At 67.4% G+C, this 21,213-nt stretch carries 19 protein-coding genes; 8 read left to right on the top strand and 11 right to left on the bottom strand.

Annotated elements, in window-relative coordinates; all coding sequences use genetic code 11:
- The first annotated feature begins 98 nt into the window (after positions 1-98).
- On the top strand, positions 99-1,241 hold the full coding sequence (locus LG299_RS04660; protein ID WP_404433796.1) for a substrate-binding domain-containing protein: 1,143 nt from the start codon (positions 99-101) through the stop codon (positions 1,239-1,241).
- On the opposite strand, the gene LG299_RS04655 is transcribed toward LG299_RS04660, so the two are convergent.
- Positions 1,228-2,316 (bottom strand): Glu/Leu/Phe/Val dehydrogenase dimerization domain-containing protein, encoded by a 1,089-nt coding sequence (locus LG299_RS04655; RefSeq protein WP_404433795.1) that lies wholly within the window; start codon positions 2,314-2,316, stop codon positions 1,228-1,230. The genes LG299_RS04660 and LG299_RS04655 overlap by 14 nt on opposite strands.
- Positions 2,317-2,542: 226 nt before the next feature.
- Between LG299_RS04655 and LG299_RS04650 the strand changes: the two genes are divergently transcribed.
- On the top strand, positions 2,543-2,923 hold the full coding sequence (locus LG299_RS04650; RefSeq protein WP_404433794.1) for a VOC family protein: 381 nt from the start codon (positions 2,543-2,545) through the stop codon (positions 2,921-2,923).
- Here LG299_RS04650 and LG299_RS04645 read toward each other — a convergent pair.
- On the bottom strand, positions 2,852-4,795 hold the full coding sequence (locus LG299_RS04645) for a heavy metal translocating P-type ATPase (RefSeq protein ID WP_404433793.1): 1,944 nt from the start codon (positions 4,793-4,795) through the stop codon (positions 2,852-2,854). The two genes, LG299_RS04650 and LG299_RS04645, sit on opposite strands and share 72 nt — an antisense overlap.
- Positions 4,796-5,262: 467 nt before the next feature.
- On the opposite strand from LG299_RS04645, the gene LG299_RS04640 reads away from it, so the two are divergent.
- Positions 5,263-5,931: a DUF559 domain-containing protein gene (locus LG299_RS04640; RefSeq protein ID WP_404433792.1), complete on the top strand. Its 669-nt coding sequence runs from the start codon at positions 5,263-5,265 to the stop codon at positions 5,929-5,931.
- A gap of 124 nt (positions 5,932-6,055) precedes the next feature.
- On the top strand, positions 6,056-6,532 hold the full coding sequence (locus tag LG299_RS04635) for a YbaK/EbsC family protein (protein WP_404433791.1): 477 nt from the start codon (positions 6,056-6,058) through the stop codon (positions 6,530-6,532).
- Here LG299_RS04635 and LG299_RS04630 read toward each other — a convergent pair.
- The 4 genes from LG299_RS04630 to LG299_RS04615 form a co-directional block, all read right to left on the bottom strand.
- Entirely contained in the window at positions 6,519-8,444 is a 1,926-nt protein-coding gene (locus LG299_RS04630; protein ID WP_404433790.1) for a glycogen debranching N-terminal domain-containing protein, read from the bottom strand. The two genes, LG299_RS04635 and LG299_RS04630, sit on opposite strands and share 14 nt — an antisense overlap.
- The gene (locus LG299_RS04625; RefSeq protein WP_404434808.1) at positions 8,441-9,262 is read right to left on the bottom strand and encodes a carbohydrate ABC transporter permease; all 822 of its coding nucleotides are present in this window, start codon (positions 9,260-9,262) and stop codon (positions 8,441-8,443) included. Before LG299_RS04625 ends, LG299_RS04630 begins: the two co-directional genes overlap by 4 nt.
- 80 nt (positions 9,263-9,342) lie before the next feature.
- A complete protein-coding gene (locus LG299_RS04620; protein WP_404433789.1) occupies positions 9,343-10,440 on the bottom strand; it encodes a carbohydrate ABC transporter permease in 1,098 nt (365 codons plus the stop codon).
- A 1-nt stretch (position 10,441) separates the two neighbouring features.
- Positions 10,442-11,695, bottom strand: coding sequence for an extracellular solute-binding protein (locus tag LG299_RS04615; protein ID WP_404433788.1), 1,254 nt, complete (start codon positions 11,693-11,695; stop codon positions 10,442-10,444).
- 173 nt (positions 11,696-11,868) lie between these two features.
- Between LG299_RS04615 and LG299_RS04610 the strand changes: the two genes are divergently transcribed.
- On the top strand, positions 11,869-12,888 hold the full coding sequence (locus tag LG299_RS04610; RefSeq protein WP_404433787.1) for a LacI family DNA-binding transcriptional regulator: 1,020 nt from the start codon (positions 11,869-11,871) through the stop codon (positions 12,886-12,888).
- Here LG299_RS04610 and LG299_RS04605 read toward each other — a convergent pair.
- On the bottom strand, positions 12,872-13,693 hold the full coding sequence (locus LG299_RS04605) for an IclR family transcriptional regulator (RefSeq protein WP_404433786.1): 822 nt from the start codon (positions 13,691-13,693) through the stop codon (positions 12,872-12,874). The genes LG299_RS04610 and LG299_RS04605 overlap by 17 nt on opposite strands.
- Positions 13,694-13,745: 52 nt before the next feature.
- Between LG299_RS04605 and hutH the strand changes: the two genes are divergently transcribed.
- From hutH to hutI, 3 genes are read left to right on the top strand one after another with little or no spacing between them, the layout of a single operon-like run.
- Positions 13,746-15,293, top strand: coding sequence for a histidine ammonia-lyase (gene hutH / locus LG299_RS04600; protein WP_404433785.1), 1,548 nt, complete (start codon positions 13,746-13,748; stop codon positions 15,291-15,293).
- On the top strand, positions 15,290-16,966 hold the full coding sequence (gene hutU, locus LG299_RS04595) for a urocanate hydratase (protein WP_404433784.1): 1,677 nt from the start codon (positions 15,290-15,292) through the stop codon (positions 16,964-16,966). Before hutH ends, hutU begins: the two co-directional genes overlap by 4 nt.
- A 10-nt stretch (positions 16,967-16,976) precedes the next feature.
- Entirely contained in the window at positions 16,977-18,221 is a 1,245-nt protein-coding gene (hutI, locus tag LG299_RS04590; RefSeq protein ID WP_404433783.1) for an imidazolonepropionase, read from the top strand.
- On the opposite strand, the gene LG299_RS04585 is transcribed toward hutI, so the two are convergent.
- The 4 genes from LG299_RS04585 to LG299_RS04570 are packed head-to-tail and all read right to left on the bottom strand — an operon-like array spanning position 18,218 to position 21,213.
- A complete protein-coding gene (locus tag LG299_RS04585) occupies positions 18,218-18,691 on the bottom strand; it encodes a SixA phosphatase family protein (RefSeq protein WP_404434806.1) in 474 nt (157 codons plus the stop codon). The two genes, hutI and LG299_RS04585, sit on opposite strands and share 4 nt — an antisense overlap.
- A gap of 1 nt (position 18,692) precedes the next feature.
- Positions 18,693-19,589, bottom strand: coding sequence for an agmatinase family protein (locus LG299_RS04580; RefSeq protein WP_404433782.1), 897 nt, complete (start codon positions 19,587-19,589; stop codon positions 18,693-18,695).
- Between the two features lies 1 nt (position 19,590).
- The gene (locus tag LG299_RS04575) at positions 19,591-19,932 is read right to left on the bottom strand and encodes a gamma-glutamylcyclotransferase family protein (RefSeq protein ID WP_404433781.1); all 342 of its coding nucleotides are present in this window, start codon (positions 19,930-19,932) and stop codon (positions 19,591-19,593) included.
- Between the two features lie 9 nt (positions 19,933-19,941).
- Positions 19,942-21,213, bottom strand: a complete 1,272-nt coding sequence (locus tag LG299_RS04570; RefSeq protein ID WP_404433780.1) for a DUF445 domain-containing protein — start codon at positions 21,211-21,213, stop codon at positions 19,942-19,944.

The raw sequence follows: 21,213 nt of genomic DNA, 5'->3' as shown, positions 1-21,213 counted from the left end.
CATCACTGATCTGTCTCATCCCGGTAGCAAACCGGTCGCAATCGAACACACTCGATCCGGAACGCACGAACTCGCGCTCACCGGTACGCTGAGAGGCAATGAGCGAGTCACCGACGACGAAGCCCACGAAGCCCACGAAGCCCACGAAGCCCTTCGGGATGTCACGACAAGAGCGCATCCTGGGCGAGTTGCGCCGAACGGGCGAAGTACGCGTGTCGGAGCTGGCGGGTGAACTCGGCGTGGCGGAACTCACTATTCGCCGCGACATCGGAAAGCTCGCCGATCGGGGACTTCTTACCCGGGTGCACGGCGGCGCCACGCTCCGCAGCCCGCTAGACACGACGGTTCCGGCTGCGCACACGGCGGCGCCGACCCGCTTCCGCGTCGGAATGATCGTGCCGTCGCTCAGCTACTACTGGCCGCACATCATCATCGGCGCGCGGGCGGCCGCAACCCAGTTGGGGGTGCAGCTCATCCTGCGGGGGGCGAGCTACTCGGTCGACGATCAGCGGAGGCAGATCGTCTCGCTGGTCGAATCAGGAAGCCTCCACGGGCTCATCGTCGCACCCGACACACAGGGTGCTGACGGCCAGGCTCTGTTGCATTGGCTCGAGTCGCTGCGCATCCCCGTCGTACTCGCCGAGCGTCGCGCGCCCTCGGCGCTGGCACTCACAAGCCTCGAATGGGTCACGACCGATCACGTGTTCGGCGGAACCCTCGCAGCCGATCACCTCGCATCGCTCGGACACCGTCGGGTCGGCATTCTGACGTCGGCGGGATCGCCCACATCGTGGCAGCTGCGGCGGGGCTGGGTGCGGGCGGTCAACGACCTCGGCCTCGAGTGCGTCATCGATGCCGACCTCGACGCGGCGTTCGAAGATGGTGATGGTCTCGCGCGCGAAGCCGTCATCGCCGGGATCCTCGACACGTGCCGCGCGACGGGCACGACGGGGCTGCTGATCCACTCCGACCCGCAGGCCGTTCTGCTGCAGCAGTATGCGCGCGACCGCGGCTGGTCGATTCCGGGCGATCTCGCGATCGTCGCCTACGACGACGAGGTCGCCGAGAACGCCGAGCCGGCCATCACCGCACTGCGCCCACCGAAACAGCATGTCGGCCGTCTCGCAGTCGAGTCGATCGTCGGCCGTCTCACGGACGGCGCCGCCCGTCCCATTCAGCGCACCTACCTCCTGCCGACCCTGCACGCCCGCGAGTCGTCGCGGACGCTCAGCCGGTCATGACGGGCTGACGCCCACCGGCCGACAGACGTTCGGCCGCAAGACCCTCTGCGGCCTCCAGCGGAGTCACGCCGCGGGCCGCAGCCTCGGCGAAGATGCGACGCACGGTGTCGCCGATAGCGGCAACGCGGTCCATGATCTCGGTGCGCGTGCCGATCTTCTTGGCTTCGAGGTCGAGGTAGATCACACCACCGGCGTTGACGACGAAGTCGGGTGCGTACAGGATGCCTCGGCCGGCGAGCCGCTGAGCGCCCGAGCGGTCGGCCAACGGGTTGTTCGCCGGGCCGCACACGGCCTTCGCGTCGAGCGCATCGATGACATCGTCGGTGAGGAGTCCGCCGATGCCGGCCGGGACGAAGACATCCGCGGGCACGAGGTGCTCCTCCCCGGGCGCGATCCATGCGGCCTCGAGGTCACGGGCGAGATCGGCCTTGGCGGGGTTGACATCGGTCACAGTGAGCACTGCACCCTCAGCCGCGAGGCGCACCGCGAGGCGGCTACCGACCTGGCCCAGGCCAGAGATCGTGATGCGGCGGCCCGAGACATCGGTATCCCCCGTCACCTGCTCGAGCGTCGCGCGCAACGACTCGTAGACACCGAGGCTTGTGGGGCCGGCGGGCTCGCCCGAGCCGCCGACCGCGTCGGGGAGGCCCACGACGTGCTCGGTGCGCTCGCTGACCATCAGCATGTCTTCGGTGGTCGATCCCACATCTTCAGCCGTGCGGTAAAGCCCGTGCAGAGACTCGACGGCATCGCCGAGGTCGAGGAAGGCCGCGCGGCGACGGTCGGCGTCCAGCATCGTTCCCGGTGGAAGGGCAATGACCGACTTGCCGCCGCCCGCGTCGAGGCCCGCGGCCGCGTTCTTCAGGGTCATCGCAGCGGAAAGCCGCAGCGCATCACCCAGGGCGTCACTCCAGTGCGGGTACGACCACAGTCGCGCGCCACCCAGGGCGGAACCGAGCACGGACGAATGAAGTGCGACGGTGATGACCAGGCCACTGCGTCGGCCTGTGATCACCTCCACGCGTTCGTGGGTGAATTCGGGCAGGGGCAGACGGGAAGTCTGGGAGAGCGTCATCGCATCTTCTTTCGGCTGGCCTTGTGGGCTGTGCGCTACGAATACGGCGGCTTTGCCGCATCCGACTTCCATAAGATCACCGTCCGACGAAATGTTCAACCTCTCCGCCGAGAAGCACGCAGTTTGCGTAGTTTCGATGGCACTTCCCCCGGACTGTTGGGCGGAGTACCGTCAGCGGCGGGGGAGCGATGCGTAATGCATCACAGCGAGAAGAAGGGAGCCGATCATGTTTGAGGGAGCGCGCGGAACCGCCGTCATCGCGGTGTCCGATCTTGCACGAGCGCGATCGTTCTATGAAGAAGTTCTAGGAATCACACCGGTCGAGATCCAAGAAGAAGCACAGTCGGTGATGTACACACTCGGTGGCACTCCGCTGCTCGTCTACCTCTCCGGCTTTGCCGGCACCGCTAAGAACACGGTGTTCGCCATCGAGACGAATGATCTCGACGCCGACATGGCGGAATTGAGTGTCAAGGGAGTCGAGTTTCAGGACTACGACTTTCCTGGCCTGAGAACGACGAACGGGGTCGCCGAACTACCCGGGGAACGATCGGCGTGGTTTGCGGACAGCGAAGGCAACATCCTCGCCCTCAACCAACGCACCTGACGTGACGGTCGAGGAGAGGGCCAGCCTGGTCGGTGGCCCGGTGAGTGCGCGCAGCGCGTAGAGAATCGTCGCGAGGTCAACGAGCTCTTGAATCAACGCACCGGCGACGGCGGGGATGAGGCCCGTGGTGGCGACGAGCATGAGGGCGATGCTGATCGCGATACCGATCCAGATGGCGGTGTACGCGACCTGGAGGGTGTGGCGCCCGATCGCGACGGCATCGACCACTTTGGCGAGCGAGTCCTTCAGGATCACGGCATCCGCGGCGTCACCCGCCGCCGTGGCGCCCTTCGCACCCATCGCGATGCCGATGTCGGCCGCAGCCAGCACGGGGGCGTCGTTGACGCCGTCGCCTACCATGAGAACCGGGCGCGGGCGTAGACCGGCGGCGAGGTGCACCTTCTCGGGCGGCAGCAGCTCGGCGTGCACCTCGGTGATGCCGATCTCACCCGCGATGGAGTCCGCCGTCGCCCGCGCATCTCCGGTCAACATCACCACACGCTCAACGCCGTTCCTGCGCAGCCACGCCACGACCGCGCCGGACTCGGGCCGAACGTCGTCGGCGAGGATCAGCACGCCCGCGAAGCGCCCGTCGATCGCTACGTAGGCGGCCGCGTGCCCGGCTTCAAGCACGGCACGCACCGTGTCGGGAGCGAGCGCGGCGATGTACGCGGGTTTGCCCACGACGACGGTGCGACCGTCGATCATCGCCGTCACTCCGTTGGTGGCGACCTCGCCGGCTTCGGTCGCCGCGTCGATCTCGAGGCCGCGGTCCGCGGCGGCTCGGCGAATGCCCTCAGCGAGCACGTGTGAGGAGTATTGCTCGGCGGACGCGGCTAGCCGCAGGACCTCGTCGGCGTCGAATCCGTCGGCTGCGCGCACCTCAACCAACGTCGGTTGCCCCTGCGTGAGCGTCCCGGTCTTGTCGAAGGCTGCTGAGCGCACGCGCGCGAGCTGTTCGATGACCGCCCCGCCCTTGATGATGATGCCCGCCTTCGCCGCGCGCGAGAGACCGCCGAGAAACGCCACGGGCGCGGCAATCAGCAGCGGGCACGGAGTGGCGAGTACAAGCACTTCGGCGAAGCGCGTCGGGTCGCCTGAGAGTCCCCAGGCGGCTCCCGCAATCACGAGAGAGACGGCCGTGAAGGGAATCGCGAAGCGATCGGCCAACCGCACGACGGGCGCGCGCGACTCCTGCGCATCGCGGACGAGCGCGACGATCTGCTGGTACTGGCTGTCGGAGCTCTTGCGCACGGCGCGGATACGCACCGCCCGCGAACCGTTGATCGCGCCCGACAGCACATCCTCGCCCGCACTCCGGCTCACCGGCATGCTCTCGCCGGTGAGCGAGGACTCGTCAAACGAGCCCGAGTCGCTCAGCAGGACTCCGTCGACGGGAACGATCTCTGACGGTCGCACCAGCAGAACATCGCCGACGCGGACGTCGTCGGCCGCGGCGTCCTCAACCTCATCTGACGACGTGTCTGCAGGGTGCACGATGACGTGCGCGATCTGGGGCGATCGGTCCAGGAGAGCGGTCAGTTCCTTCTTCGCGCGCCGACTCGCATAGTCCTCCAGCGCTTCGCCGCCCGAGAGCATCAGCACGATGATGAGAGACGCGACGTACTCACCCACGGCGAGGGTCGCGACCATCGCGACCACAGCCAGCACGTCCAGGCCGACACGGCCGTGCATGACGTCACGGATCATCCCGATCAGTGTCCAGACGATGATCGCCGACACGTAGAGGGTTGCGAGCCACCGGCTAGCCCGATCGAGCTCGGCAAGGTCGAGGCTGAGTACCACGATGCCCACGATCACCGTCGCCGTGATCACGGGATAGCGCGTGAGAAGACGGATCCTGCGGCTCATGCACCCAGCGTCCTCCTCACGTGGATCCGACGCCAGCAAGGGGAGGCTGGCCTCGTCTTGCGTGTGCGAGTTGCAGGGCGTGTGCGAGTTGCAGGGCGAGGGCTCCTCACGGGTGTTGCGCACCTTCGCCGAGGCCCGCGCCCCCTGCAACTGGCGCCACTCGCGTCGGTGATGCTGGCCCGAGCGGAGCGCGGGTCGAACCGTCGTCTCCTCCTCAGGGCGTTGGTCGCCTGGTGTTATCGACAAGCTCGTCGGTCTGCACTTTCTCGGGGCCGCGACATCGGCACGCTGGCGCGATGGCCTCACAGAGACAACTCGCCACCCCACGCTTTCTGCGCACTTCTGATTTGCGGATCGAGGGTCTCACAAGGCGTGAGATTGGCCGCGCGGTCTCCACCGGTGCGCTTCTCCGACTACGAGAGGGTGTCTATACGACGCCGGAGGTCGACCCCTATTGCGTCAGTGCCGTGAGCGCATTCGGCCGGCTCGCGTGCGTCTCTGAACTGCGACGACTCGGCGTGTTCGTTCGAGACCGCACTGACCTGCACATCCACGTCGATGAACATTCGGCGCGCCTTCCGCACCGATCTGGCGTCGCCAAAACCCATCGCCGGCAGTTGATGCGGCACCCGCATCCGCGTGCGATGACGGTCGAGGTCCTCGACGCTGTGATTGACGCTGTGCGCTGCCAAGACCCCCGCTCGGCAGTCGCCTCAATTGATTCCGCCCTCAACATGGGGATCATGCACGCGGACGATCTTGAGGACCTCTTCGCGGCCCTGCCGCGGCGATATCGCCGGCTGCGTGCGCTGCTCGATGCCCGCGCGGAGTCGGGCCCGGAGACTCTTGTGAGATTGATGCTTCGTTCGTTGGGGTGGGCGCACGAGGTGCAAGTTCCGATCGCCGGCGTTGGGCGGGTCGACTTCCTCGTCGACGGATGGTTGATCGTCGAGTGCGACAGCCGCGAACACCACTCGTCTCCGGAAGCGCAACGCGAGGACCGGCGGCGCGACCTCGCGGCCGCGCGCGCGGGGTTCGTCACCTTGCGACTGCTGGCCGAGGACATCATGTGGCGCCCAGAGGCGGTGCTCGACGGTCTGCGAGGTCTTCGCTATCGAGGTCGGAAGCGGGGTTAGTGGTGCCAGTTGCAGGGTAATCGGAGGCAGGTAGACCCAACCGGTCGCGACACCGCACGTTGCCCCTGCAACTCGCTCGCCGTGAGCAGGGCAGTGCGGTGAGCGCCTCGTTTAGGGTGGGCGCATGACCGCATCGCTTCCCACCCGCAGCCTTCTCGTTCTCGACTCCATTCGCGCGGCCGGTATCGAGGGCGAGATCGTCGTGCTTCCGGATGCTGCGTCCACAGCCCCCCTCGCGGCGGCTGCGCTCGGCGTCGAGGTCGGAGCGATCGCCAACAGTCTCGTGTTCTGGAGTGACGACGAGCCCCTGCTGGTCATGACCAGTGGTGCGCACCGCGTGGACACGGCGGCCCTTGCGGAGCGACTCGGGCGGGGGAGCATCCGCCGAGCATCCGCGGAGCAGGTGCGCGAAGCGACCGGGCAAGCGATCGGTGGAGTCGCGCCGACCGGGCATTCGGCCCCGCTCACCACGGTCGTGGACGAAGCCCTCGCCGGCTACCCCGAGATCTGGGCAGCCGGTGGCACGCCGCACACGGTCTTTCCGATGACCTTCGACCAGCTGGTCGCGCTCACGGGCGGACCGGTCGTCAAGGTCGACTGAACGCGGTGGTGCCGCGCGCCGCGATGTGCGCTGCGGTGACTGCTGACGCCGCTGACCACGCCTGCGGGCGACACGCCGCGGGGTAGGGAGTCGGCCTGAAGGTCTCAGACGCGGGGTCGCCGGAGTGCAGCTCGGGCACTCTGAAGCCAAACCCCTCGGCGGCGGCGAGAAGACCCTGGACGACGTGATCAGCCGCGTCTTCGAGCCCTGCCAGAGCCATTCCGCGGGCGATGATCGCCGAGTCGTGGGTCCAGACGCTTCCTCCGTGGTAGCTCAACGGCCAGTATCCGGCTGCCTCGGTAGACATCGTCCGGATGCCGAAGCCCGACGACATGGTGGGGCCCGTGAGTAGATGCGCCACCTCGGCCTCTTCTTCCGGATCGAGGATCCCGGTACCCAGCAGATGGCCGATGTTGCTCGTGAGGGTGTCTACCGGGTGCTTGTGAGCGTCCAACGCCACAGCCGGATAGCGGCCCTCGGGGGTGGTGACCCAGTACGCGCGCGCAAACGCGGCCTTGAGCGTTGCCGCCCACTCGCGAAGGTCTTCACCGCCAGGCTCGCCGAATGCATCGAGCACGTCGGCGCCCGCGCGAGCTGCCTCGTAGGCGTAGCCCTGCACTTCGCAGAGGGCGATCGGCCCGTCGGCGAGTTCGCCCGTCCGCCACTGGATGGAGTCACCGGAGTCTTTCCATCCCTGGTTGGCAAGGCCGTGCCCTGTCTCATCGATGTAGTCCAGAAAGCCGTCGCCGTCGCTGTCGGCGTGGTGGAGGAGCCAGTCCAGCGCTCGCCGCAGCGCGGGGAGCAACTCGCGAACTTCGGAATCGGGCATACCGGCGCGCCACGCGTCGGCGAGTAGGCAGATCCACAGAGCCGTCGCATCGACCGTCCCGTAGTACACCGGCGGCAACTCGATGCCTTCACCCGGCATCTCGAGAGCTTCTCCACGGAGTTCGTGAAGAATCTTGCCCGGCTGCTGAGCGGAATCGGCATCGATTCGGTCACCTTGCAGGCGAGCGAGAACGCGCAGGGTGGATGCCGCGATCCTCCTATCGACCGGCAGTGCGAGCCGCGCGGCCCACAGTGAGTCCCGCCCGAAGAGTGTGAGAAACCAGGGCGCGCCCGCGGCGAAGAATTCGTCGTCCGGATGCCCCGGCAGGCTCAGTCGCAGTGCGTCGAGGTCACCCAGCGCCGTGTTGAGCCAGCGTTGCACCCGCGGATCACCACCGACCACCGGCGCATCCCAGTCTGCAGGCCCGGATGCGGCGCCTACGACGAGCGACGGGTCTCGCAGCGCCATGGTCCACGACGTGAAAGCCGAGCCGTGCGGCGCGACATCCAGCGGCCACTCGAGGTCGATGCCGCCCACGTCGGCAGAGACGGTCGCACCGGGCGCGGTGATCGTGAAAGAGCGATCGTCGGATGCGACGGTCACCGATTCGGTCTCCGCATCCATCGACACGGTCCACTCGCGCGCGACCGCAAGACCCGCCTTCACTTCCGCGAGCGGAGCGAACTCGGGCACAATGCGCACGCGGACGACGGTGTGGATGGCGTGTGCGACGTTCGGTCGGACGGTCATGACCTCGTCAACACGGGCATCCGAGACGGTTCGGTCTCGCAGCATCCGCACCTTCGGATCCGGCGTCTGATCGTCGACGTCACGCATGAGCCCACCGAACACCGCCCGTGACGCACCGTCGGGTGAGAGCGAAATCCACTCGAGAGGCGCGTCCCCCACGGTCAACGTCAGCCTGCGTACGTGTCTGGTGTCACCGTGGAAGATGCCGTCGATCGCACCGGCACCGAGTTCGCCTGTCGAACCCGACCAGACCTGGGTGGGGGCGCGCAACACCACGACGGCGTCGTTCAAGAGGGGTTGGCGGGGGACTCCCACCTCTTGCATGAGGGTCATCCCTTCACTGCTCCTTCTGAGTTGTTCATGATGCGCTTCTGGAAGATGAAGAACACGATGGCGACAGGGATCGTCATGATCGCGGCCGCGGCGAGCTTGATCGGGTACTGGCTGCCCTGGCTGAGCTGCCCCGACGCGAGCGAGGCCACACCTTTCGTCAGCGTTGTGAGTTCAGGGGACTGCGTGGCGACGATGAAGTGGCTCAACTCATTCCACGAACCCTGGAACGAGAGGATGACGATGGTGATGAGGGCGGGCCTCGCCATCGGCAACACGATCGACCAGAACACCCGGAACGGACCGGCGCCGTCGATCCGTGCCTGCTCCTCGACGGAGGGCGGGATCGACTCGAAGAAGTTCTTCATGATGAACACGCCGGCCGCATCGACCAGCAACGGCAGGATCATGCCCGCGTAAGAGTCGTAGAGACCGATCTGATTCAGCACCAAGAACTTCGGGATCAGCAGCACCACGCCCGGGACGGCCATGACTGCGACGACAAGCGCGAAGATCACGGTGCGGCCGCGGAACTCCAGCCGCGCGAGCGCGTAACCGGCGAGCGAGACGAAGAACACGCGACCGAGGGTCACGGTGATGGTCACGATCGCGGAGTTCATGAACCACAGCGGAAAATCGCTCCGCGTGAAGAGCAGTTCGTACGCCGCCAGGCTCCAGACGTTGGGTATCAGCGAAACCGGGTCGGCTGCCGCTTCTGCCTCAGTCTTGAACGACGTCGCCAGTTGAACAAGGAAGGGGTAGATGTAGATCAGCGCCAGGATGAGCAGCATCGCGTAAAGCGCAACCTGCCCCCAGATCATGCGCTTGCTGAACCGCCGGACCCGCACGGGCGTCGGTTCGTCCTGGATCATCACCTCGGTCTGCGCCATCGCAGTGTTGGTCATGGCTTCATTCCCTTCGGCTGGTACTGCGCAGCGCGACGCTTGGACACCGGTCGATCACGCAGCACGAAGCGCTGCAGAATCGTGAACACGATGATGATGAGGAACAGGATGAAGGCGATCGCGGCACCTTCGCCCCAGTCCTGTCCGATGAAGGCAGAGTCGTACGAGAGGTAGGCCGGGGTCACCGTCGTCTTGGCGGGACCTCCCTGGGTGCCGGTGTAGATCTGGTCGAAGACCTGCCAGCATCCGATCAGTCCCAGCGTGAGCACCGTGAACAGGGTCGGTCGCAGCTGGGGGAGGGTGATCAGGCGGAAACGCTGCCAGCCCGTCGCGCCGTCCATCATGCCCGCCTCTCCGAGCTCGCTGCCGACGTTCTGCAGGGCCGCGACGAAGAGCAGCATGAAGGTGCCGCTCGTGGTGAAGACGGCCATCAGGATGAAGGCGAACATCGCCACCGACGGCCCTGCCATCCACTCCCAGGGGCTGACGCCGAGGAACTCACCCGCAGTCAGGAACTCTGGTCCTTCCTGAACCCCGACTGCGGAAAGACCCACGTGCACGATCCCGCGCGGGTCATTGAACCAGTTGGGGCCCGCGACACCGACCCAGGACAGGATCTCGTTCACGACGCCGTTGGCAGAGAACAGGAACAGCCACAGCACGGTGATCGCCACTGAGCTGGTCATCGACGGAAAGTAGAAGGCGGTGCGGAAGAACCCGCGTCCGCGCAGGATGGCTCGGCTTACGAGCACGGCGAGGAACAGCGAGAGGATGGTCTGGAGCGGGACGACGAGCAGCACGTACCACGCGTTGTTGCGGATGGATATGCCGAAGTCGCGTTCGGCGAGCCCACCACCGGTGGTGACGGCGGCGTAGTTGTCGAGCCCCACGAATCCGACGTTGCCCGACAGCGGGCTGCCCCGGCCGGTCCAGTCGGAGAAGCTGACCCACAGTGCCATGAGCACCGGGATGAGGAGGAAGACGCCGAGGATGATGATCACGGGGGCCGTGAAGATCCATCCGGCGGCGGCCTCCCCGCGCCGAAGCCTGGACTTGCGGGTTTCGGCGCGGGGGGCGGTGACCGTGTCGGTCATGTTACTGAATCACTGCTTCGAGGTTGCCCTGCACCGATTCCAGGATCGCTGCGGGGTCACCGGTCGCCAGCGACTCCAGCTGCGCATTGAAGTCGGCGATCACGTCGCTGGCTCCGTCTGCGTTCGGCGGGAACTGTGCATACTCGGCGCCGTTCAAGAAGGCAGCCAGGTCGGGGTTCGCCTCGGTCCAGGCGTCAGCCGCTGACTCGACGGACGGCATCGGACCGAATGCCTCCGAGAACGCCAGCTGCTGCTCGGCCGCAGTCAGGTACTCGACCAGTTCGAGCGCTGCCTGCTGGTTGGGGCTGTCGGCGGCCATTCCCCAGCAGTTCGTGAACTGCAGGGTTCCGGGGCCTGCGGGTCCCGCCGGGAGCTCGGCCACGACGTACTCGACATCGGGGAAGTCGTTGCTCATCGCCCCGCCGATCCAGTTGCCTTCGATGACCATGGCTGCAAGTTCCTTGCCGAACGCCTCGCCGCCCCAGCCTGCGCCGAGGTCGAAGGCGAACGAGAAGTTGCCGGTTTCGAGGTTCGACTGGACGTACTCGAGCGCTTCGACGTTCTCGGGGCTGTTCGCCGCGGCTTCGCCGTCGACGACAAGGCCACCGCCGGACTGGGCCATGAAGGTACCCACACGCTGGTATTCGGTGCCGAAGGCGAGGCCGACGGTCTCGCCCGAGGTGAGGGTCTCGCTGACGGCGGTCAGCTCTTCCCACGTGGTGGGGATGTCGGCTTCGGTGAGGCCCGCCGCCTCCCACAGCCCGAGGTTGATGATCAGCGCGAGCGTCGAGAAGTCCTTCGGCGCGCAGTAGAACTCGTCGTCGATGGTGAAGTTCTCGACCAGCGAGGGGTAGAAGTCGTCTTTGTTCGACATCAGGTCGCCGTAGGCGGCGAGCGACCCATTGCCGGCGAAACCGGCGATCTGGTCTGTCGAGAGGTAGAACAAGTCGGGCGGTGACCCGGCGGCGAACCCCTGCGAAAGCTGTTGCGAGAGGTCGTTCGCCACCTGCACGTCGGCCTCGATGCCGGACTCTGCTGACCAGGCCGCCACCGCTTCTTCGACGGCGACGGTCTCGGCTTCGCCGCTCGAGCCGATCAAGATCGTGAGCGCATCCTCGGACGACGTGAGCTCACCACTGTCGCCGCCACCCTCCGATCCTTCGTCGAAGCTGGATCCGCCGCAGCCGCTGAGTACAAGCGCGCCTGCGACGGCCAGCGCTCCTACGCCGACGATCGCGCGAGATTTCCTGGTCATGTCTGTCTCCTTTGAAAAACACCTCTGTGTGCAATTGATCGTTCAATTTGATCGATCAAATTTGTCTGTGAGTGAAACCTAGAGGGGGAGCCTCGTGAATGTCAAGACCATTGCGCTACAGTGCCGATAACGATTTGAACGTTCCCATTCTCGATCCACGCGGAAGGATGCTGATGGCAAAGGCGCCGACCGTCGAAGACGTCGCCCGCGCGGCGGGAGTGTCTCGGCAGACGGTCTCGAACGTTCTGAACACGCCCTCGATCGTCCGTGACGCCACACGCGAGCGCGTCGAGAAGGCGATCGCCGACCTTGCCTACCGCCCACATGCGGCCGCGCGGCGGTTGCGCACGCGGCGCAGCTCGACCATCGGCATCCACCTCGACCCGTACTTGGGCGGAATCTCGGGGGTGCTTCTCGACCGCTTCATCCACGCGCTGACCGAGCGCGCCAGCGCGCGCGGAATGCGGGTACTCATCTACAGCGCCCGCACTGCCGAAGAAGAGATCGCGCGTCTGGGTGACCTCGTCGACGGGGCCGAAATCGACGCTGTCGTCGTGACCGGAACGTTCTTCGGCGACCCGCGGACGGGGTGGCTTCTCGAACGCGACGTGCCCTTCGTCTCGTTCGGCCGGCCGTGGGGCGGCGGCAACGTCTACGACTCTGCACACACCTGGGTCGACGTCGATGGCGCCGCGGGCACCGGTGCGGCGACCCGTCACGCGTTGGCCAGCGCGGGGCCGCGTGTCGGCTTCTTCGGCTGGCCTGGGGGCAGTGGCACGGGCGATGACCGAGAGCGCGGGTGGCGCGAGGCGATGGCGGATGCTGGCGCCACCGGTCCGCGATTCGAATCGGTCGACGGACTCGCAGTCGGTCGGGAGGTCATGTCGGCCGCGTTCAATGAACCTGGAGTGCTCGATGACCTGGATGCCCTCGTCTGCGTGAGTGACGCGCTCGCGGTGGGCGCTCACCTCGCTGCCGCAGACGCCGGGAGGCGAGAACTGCTCGTCATTGGTTTCGACAACACACCAGTGGCGGAGGCGCTCGGGATCTCGAGCGTCGAGCAGTCCCCAGAGCTCGTGGCCTCCGCGGTGCTCGACCTGCTCATGGGCACCACCGGGCACGTCGTGCCGCGCGACCGCGACTCGGCTCCCGAACACGTGCTCGTCGAGCCTCGACTCATCGTTCGCGGGTAGAGCCGATCACCGCGAGCCCGCCGATCCGTCTGCCGAGCTCCGCGGCCACCGGTGCGATCACACCGGCGAGATCAGTCGCATCTCGCTGGGCGTCGTCTGGCCAGGTGAGCGCGATCGCGGCGATCGGCCACCCCGTGTGATCGAGAACGGCGGCGCCGACCGACCTCAACCCCAGGGTCACCTCGCCGTCCTCGGTTGCGAAGCCCGCGGCGCGCGCGATCCGCAGAATTTCGCGCAGCTCACCGGGTCGGGTCGGGCCACGGCCGGTGCGGTCGGCGAAGGCGGAGGCATCCGGATACAACGCCCGAACCTGCTCGCGGGGGAGTGCCGCGAGCATCGCCCGGCCCGTCGCGGTCAGGTGCGCGGGCAGACGCACGCCGACGTCCGTCACGAGCGCCGGACGCCGCGGCGCGCGCTCTTCGACGATGTAGAGCACATCGCGCCCGGTCATCACGGCGAGGTGGGCACTCTCGCCGGCCCGGTCGGCGAGGGCTGCGATCAACGGCCGTCCGACGCGGGTGAGAGGTTGCTGGCGGGCGTAGCCGCCGGCGAGTTCGAACGCGGCGGTGCCCAATCCCCAGCGGCGTTCGGCCGGAAGGTGAACGACGAAGCCGTGCTGTTCGAGGGTCGCGAGCAGGTGATAGACGGTCGAACGCGGGATGCCGAGGGTCGTTGCCATTGCGCTGGCCGAAACCGGTCCGCGCTGGCGTGCAAGGTGCGACAGGATCCGCAGGGTCTGGTCCGCAGCCGGAACCTGCGGAGCGGGCGTCGTGCTGAGGTGCGGACTATCTGGGATCACAGACACAGGATGTCACGACCCCGCTGTGGAGAACACCCCGGCGGTGTGGAATCGACCTATGACCACCGTCACCCTTGCTCCCGTCGTCGTCGGCGCCGCACCCCTGCGCCCCGAAGACGTCGTCGCCGTCGCTCGCCACTGTGCGCCGATCGAACTCGATGCCAGCGCGATGGTGCGGGTTGCGGCATCCCGCGCCCTCATCGAAGGTCTCGCCGACGACCCCGAACCGCACTACGGCGTCTCGACCGGGTTCGGGGCGCTCGCCACGACCTTCATCGCGCCCGAGCGTCGCCGCCAGCTGCAGCTCAGCCTCATCCGTTCGCACGCCGCCGGAACCGGAGCAGAGGTCGAGACCGAGGTCGTTCGCGCGCTGCAATTGCTTCGCCTGCAGACCCTCGTCACCGCCCGCACGGGAGTGCGGCCTGTGGTCGCCGAAACCTACGCCGCCATGCTCAATGCCGGAATCACACCGATCGTGCGCGAGTACGGCTCGCTCGGCTGCTCGGGCGACCTCGCTCCGCTGTCGCACGTCGCGCTCGCCGCGATCGGTGAAGGCGATGTGCGTGTCGACGGCGAATTCCTGACGGCGGGGGATGCGCTGGCGGCGGCATCCATCACTCCTCTCGAACTGCAAGAGAAGGAGGGCCTTGCCCTCATCAACGGCACGGACGGCATGCTCGGGATGCTGCTGCTCGCGCTCCACGATCTTGAGGTGTTGCTCGACACAGCTGATGTGGCTGCCGCCATGTCGATCGAGTCACAGCTGGGCACGGACGCGGTGTTCGCCGCTGACCTGATGGCGCTGCGCCCGCAGACCGGGCAGACTGCCTCGGCGGCAAACCTGCGCGCGTACCTCGGCGACTCGCCGATCGTCGCGTCGCACAAGGACCCCGCCGTCTGCACACGCGTGCAGGACGCCTACTCGCTCCGCTGCTCGCCGCAGGTGCACGGCGCCGCGCGCGACACGGCTGATCACGCCCGCATGGTCGCCTCGCGCGAGCTTGCGTCGGCCGTCGACAACCCGGTGATCACCGTGGACGGACGGGTCGAGTCCAACGGCAACTTCCACGGCGCACCGGTCGCGTACGTCCTGGACTTCCTCGCGATCGCGGTCGCCGACCTCGCGTCGATCTCGGAGCGCCGCACTGACCGGGCGCTCGACCCCGCGCGCTCGCACGGACTCCCGCCGTTCCTGGCCGATGAGGTCGGTGTCGACTCCGGCCTCATGATCGCGCAATACGCCTCTGCCGGGATCGTCTCTGAGCTCAAGCGACTCGCGGTTCCGGCATCCGTCGACTCGATTCCGTCGTCGGCGATGCAGGAAGACCATGTGTCGATGGGGTGGGCCGCGGCCCGCAAGCTCCGGCGCGGGATCGACGGGCTGACCCGCGTACTCGCGATCGAGGTACTCACCGGCGCCCGCGCCCTCGACCTGCGCGCCCCGTTGCAGCCTGGCCCTGCGACCGGCGCCGTGCGCGACCTCGTGCGCACCGTGGCCGACGGCCCCGGCCCCGACCGCTACCTCAGCCCCGACATCGAAGCTGTCACCGCCCTGGTGATCTCTGGCGAGATTGCTCGCGCCGCACACGAAGGAGTGAACCGATGACTCACGACGACATCCGCGCCGCCCGCGGCGACGTCCGCACGGTCCGAGCGGAGCGGGGCAACGTCCGTACCGCCAAGAGCTGGGGGGCCGAAGCCGCCAAACGCATGCTCATGAACAACCTCGACCCCGAGGTTGCCGAGCACCCCGAAGACCTCGTCGTCTACGGCGGCACGGGCAAAGCCGCCCGGTCGTGGGAGGCCTACGACGCGATCGTGCGCACCCTCGACGAGCTCGAGCCCGACGAGACGCTCCTGGTGCAGTCCGGCAAGCCGGTCGGCGTGTTCCGGACCCACGAGTGGGCGCCCCGCGTGCTGATCGCGAACTCGAACCTCGTCGGCGACTGGGCGACGTGGCCCGAGTTCCGCCGCCTCGAGCACCTCGGTCTCACGATGTACGGGCAGATGACGGCCGGCTCGTGGATCTACATCGGCACCCAGGGAATCCTGCAGGGCACGTACGAGACCTTCGCGGCTGTCGCGCGGTCGCTGGGACGTGACGACCTCACCGGCACGCTGACGTTGACCGGCGGTTGCGGCGGGATGGGTGGCGCGCAACCCCTCGCGGTCACCATGAACGGCGGAGCAGTGCTGATCGTCGATGTCGACGAGTCGCGCCTCGTGCGCCGGGTCGAGCACGGCTACCTCGACGAGTACTCGACCGATCTCGATGCCGCCGTCGCGCGTGTGGTCGCGGCGAAGGACGCGGGCGAGGCGCTGAGCGTGGGCGTGGTCGGCAATGCTGCGGAGGTGTTCCCCGAACTGCTGCGTCGCGGCACGCCGATCGACATCGTCACAGACCAGACGAGCGCGCACGACCCGCTCGCGTATCTGCCGATCGGCGTCGCGTTCGAGGACTTCACGGCCGAAGCATCCCGCGATCCTGAAGGGTTCACCGTGAAAGCGCGTGCGGCGATGGCTGCGCAGGTGGCTGCGATGGTGGGATTTCAGGATGCCGGTGCCGAGGTCTTCGACTACGGCAACTCAATCCGCGCCGAGGCGGTGCTGGGGGGCTTTGCGAACGCCTTCGCATTCCCCGGCTTCGTGCCGGCGTACATTCGGCCGCAGTTCGCCGAAGGACGCGGACCCTTCCGGTGGGTGGCGCTGAGCGGCGACCCCGAAGACATCCGCAAGACCGACGAGGCCGTCAAAGCGCTGTTCCCCGACAACGCCGGGCTTGTGCGGTGGCTCGACAAGGCGAAGGACACGGTGCACTTCGAAGGCCTGCCGGCGCGCATCTGCTGGCTCGGCTATCAGGAGCGTCACCTCGCCGGTCTGAAGTTCAACGAGATGGTCGCCTCGGGGGAGCTCTCAGCTCCCATCGTGATCGGTCGCGATCACCTCGACGCGGGCTCCGTCGCCTCGCCCTATCGCGAGACCGAGGCGATGGCCGACGGGTCCGATGCGATCGCCGACTGGCCGCTGCTGAATGCGCTGCTCAACACGGCATCGGGCGCGTCGTGGGTGTCGATCCACCACGGTGGGGGAGTCGGCATCGGCCGATCGATTCACGCAGGGCAAGTCACGGTCGCCGATGGCACGGCGCTCGCCGCCGAGAAGCTCGCGCGCGTGCTCGTGAACGACCCCGGAACCGGCGTGATGCGACACGTCGATGCGGGATACGATCGCGCCAAAGAGGTCGCACGCGAGCGCGGCCTGAACGTTCCGATGCTGTGACGGGGCCTGCATGAGTACCACGCTGATCACGAACATCGGCGAGCTGACGACCAACGTCGCCACGCCCGGCGACCCGTGCGGAACCCTGCGCGAGGCCGCGGTGCTCCTCGACGGCGACCGCATCGCCTGGGTGGGCCGCGCGGAGTCACTTGACCGCGAGAACCCAGTCCGCCGACGAGAACACGGTCGTGGGCTGCGTTCTCGTCGCGGGACTGAGTTCTCGCCGTCAGAACACACCGAGATTACGGTGGTGGACGCCGGGGGCCGGGCCATGATCCCGGGATTCGTCGACAGCCACACCCACGTCGTCTTCGGGGGTGATCGGGCGGACGAGTTCGAAGCCCGCATGACTGGAGTGCCCTATGCCGCCGGCGGTATACGCCGAACGGTCGCTGCGACCAGAGCCGCCACCGACGCCGAACTGCGGGAACGTCTCGCCGGGTTCGTGGATGAACTGCACGCTCAGGGAACGACGACGTTCGAGATCAAGACCGGGTACGGCCTCACGATCGCCGACGAAGAGCGTATCGCGCGCGTCGCTGCCGAAGTCACGCCCGAGGTCACCTTCCTCGGTGCGCACGTCGTCCCGGTCGAGTACGTCGACGACCGAGAGGCGTACATCGACCTCGTCACAGGCCCGATGCTCGAGGCCTGCTCCCCCCACAGTCGGTGGGTCGATGTGTTCTGCGAGCGGGGCGCGTTCACCCCCGACGAGAGCCGCCGCATCCTCCGCGCCGGAATCGACGCTGGCCTGATTCCACGCGTGCACGGTAATCAACTCGGGCCCGGTGATGGTGTGCGGCTCGCGGTCGAGGTGGGCGCAGCATCCGTCGACCACTGCACGTACCTCTCCGACGACGACGTCGCCGCCCTCGCGGACAGCGATACCGTCGCGACGCTGTTGCCCGGAGTCGAGTTCTCGACCCGGCAGCCGTACCCCGACGCGCGCCGGTTGATCGATGCCGGCGTGACCGTCGCGCTCGCGAGCGACTGCAATCCGGGGTCGAGCTTCACCAGTTCGATGCCGCTGATGATCGCGCTCGCCGTCCGCGAGATGGGGATGTCTCCTGCCGAGGCGGTCTGGGCTGCCACCGCGGGGGGAGCGCGTGCCCTGCGCCGCGAAGATGTCGGGGTGATCGCCCCCGGCACGCGCGCCGACCTCGTGCTGCTGAACGCCCCGACCCGCGTGCACCTGGCCTACCGGCCGGGCGTTCCGCTCATTCGGTCGGTTTACAAGGACGGCGTGACACTCTAAGACCGCGGGCTGTCAAAGGTCCAGGATGCCGGATCGAGAGAGGTCGCGACGTCCCAGTCGTCGGCATCCCACGTGAAAGTCGCCACGGCGCAGGTCGGCATATGGCCGATCTCGTGCCCCGAGAGATTGCCTGCGAGCACGGTCATTCCGGGGTCGTGAGCGACGACCACTACTGACTGCACGCCGCTCTCGGAGGCCGCCATCAGCAGCATCGACGCCGGAGCGCCGTAGAGCCCCGAGTCGACCTGCACGGGAAGCCCAAATGCCTCGCCGAAGAAGCCCGCCGTCGTCGCCGCCCGCAGCGCCGTGCTCGAGAGGATCGCCTCGGCGGTGAACCCCGACTCAGCGAGCATCCGCGCCATGACCGGGGCATCCCGCAGACCTCGATCATTCAGCGGACGGTCGTGGTCGTCGAGCCGCGGGTCGCCCCAGTCGGACTTCGCGTGTCGCACCAGCGCCAACTGCACCATGTCATCCACCCTTCCGTGAGGCGAGCCCCGCGAGTAGTTCGAGTACGCACAGAGCCGCGAGGCGTACCGTGCGTCCGTCCGATGCGTCGGCGGTCGCGTCGACCTCGACGATGTCGGCGCTGAGGACGCGCGGGTCGGATGCGGCGGCCCGCACGAGCGCGCGAAGCTCCCACGCGGCCAGCCCACCCGGTACCGATGCCGGACAGCCCGGCGCCACGGATCGGTCGCACACGTCCACATCGATGTCGAGGTGAACGGATCCCGCCGCCCCCGCTACCGAGAGCGCCTCGGCCATCACGTCGGCCGCGCCGCGCCGCCGCACCTCGTCGAGGGTGATCACGGTGATGCCGAGATCGGCCGCGCGGTGCGCGTAGGCGAGGGAGTTGGCGAAGTCGGCGATGCCGATCTGCACGATCCGCCGTGGATCGAGGCCGTCTTCGACGAGCCGCCGCACGGGTGACCCGTTCGAGACGCCATCGCGCAGGTCGAAGTGCGCGTCGAGGGTGATCAGGCCAGCAGCATCCGCCCCCTGGGTGACGGCATAGGTGATCGAATTGTCGCCACCGAGGGCGACCACAAAGGCGTCCCGCGCGCGTAGCGCCTCGACGGCGGCGCGGACGGATGCTTCGCCCGCGGCACCATCGGGCTCGTTGATGTCACCGGCATCGACGATGCGCAGCGACTCGGCCAAGTCGATCGCGGGCGGTCCCATCAGAGTCGGGCTGTATCGACGCAACGCGTCGCGGACCGCAGCCGGCGTCGCGTGCGCTCCGGTGGGGGAGAGCGACGTGCGGAAAGCCGGGACACCGAGGATCGCGGCATCCCACTCGCCTGTCATCTCAGACGGGCGCGGCCAATCGCCCGCGCGCGGCCACAGCGGATCGTACGAGAGTGCCATCTCAGTTGCCCACGTAGACCCACGCCGTGCGCCCACTCGTCAGTCGTGCAGAGATGCGGCGGTAGAGCGTGACTTCGTACTCGTCGGCGGCTTCGAGCTCTTCTTCGCTCACCCAGATCGCGATTCCGTGCACCTTGTCGAGTGGGTTTCCTGTTGCGCGCACGATCGGATGCACCGTCGCCCCGGAAATCTCGATGATGCGGTGGTCTTCTATCTCGGCGTAGTCGACGGTGAAACCGGGGAGGAAGTCGTCCTCACCCTCGAGGAGGCGCCCGAAGGTGTCGAGCTGAACCTCCGCGTTCTGGAGGGTCCCGTAGCTGAAGAGGAGCTGATCGGCCGCCATGGCCCCAGGCTACCCGAGCAGGGCGTGCGCGATTGTGAAGATTGTGAGTCCGGCAAGTGCACCGACGATCGTGCCGTTGAGGCGGATGTACTGCAGGTCGCGCCCCACCATGAGCTCGATCTTCTCGGTGGTTTCATCGGCGTCCCACTTGCTCACGGTGTCGGTGATGATCGAGGCGATGTCGTGGCGATAGCGGTCGACCAAGAAGACCGCAGCATCCGTCACCCACGTGTCGACCCGGTGCTGCAATGCGGCGTCGGTGGTCAGACGCTCGCCGACTTCTGCAAGAGCCTTCGCCGCACGCACGCGCAGCCCGCTCTCGGGGTCAGCGAGCGAGGTGAGGAGCCCTGCTTTCGCGGTGTTCCAGGCGTGCGCGGCGAGTTCCCGCACGCGCGGGCTGTCGAACATCGAACTCTTGGCGTCTTCGAGTCGGCCGATCGTGGCAGGGTCGTGCTGCAGGTTGTCGGAGAGTCGCGTGAGGTACGCATCGATCGCGATACGCGCGGGATGCTGGGGGTCAGCCTGCACTGCCTGCACGAACTTCACGGCTTCGTTGTAGACGGTGTCATCGACGAAACGGTGCGCGAGCGAGGGCACCCATGCGGGGAGTCGACGGGAGACCAGTCCGGTGAAGGCGGTCTGGTTGCTCTCGAGCCACGTCGCGATGCTGTCGACACCGAGGTCGACGGCTCCGTGGTGTGCGCCGGCCTCGACGATGCGCGTCAGCCAGCCCCCGAGCGGCGGACCCCATTCAGGGGCGATCAGGTGTTCGCGGGCGAGGTCTTCGATGAGGTCTTGCACGTCGTCATCGCTGAGCGCGGTCAGTACGCCGGACGCCATGACGGATGCCTCGGCCGCCACCCGCTGGGCGTGCTCAGGCTGCCGCAGCCACTCGCCGAGCTTGGCGGCGACGTGTGTCGCTTCGAGCTTCTCGCGCACCACATCTCCGCGGAGGAACTCGGTCTCGACGAACTCGCCCAGGTTCTGGCCGATTTCGTCTTTGCGGTTCGGGATGATCGCCGTGTGGGGGATCGGTATTCCGAGCGGATGCCGGAACAGCGCCGTGACGGCAAACCAGTCCGCGAGAGCGCCGACCATGCCGCCTTCGGCGAAGGCGCGAACGTACGCGAACGCCGGAATGGTCTCTTGCAGGGCGAAGGCGATGACGAACAACACGGCCATGAAGACGAGCGCGGCGAGCGCCACACCCTTCATGAACCGCAAGCCCCGACGGCGCTCTTGGTCTGCCGGGCTGAGCAGAGCGGTGGGGGTGCGGGTCAT

The organism is Microbacterium lacus (assembly GCF_044794305.1).
In the GTDB taxonomy this organism is placed as follows: Bacteria; Actinomycetota; Actinomycetes; order Actinomycetales; family Microbacteriaceae; genus Microbacterium; species Microbacterium lacus_B.
The sequence above is the reverse complement of the archived record's forward strand: the minus strand, read 5'-3'. Positions and strand labels throughout refer to the sequence as shown.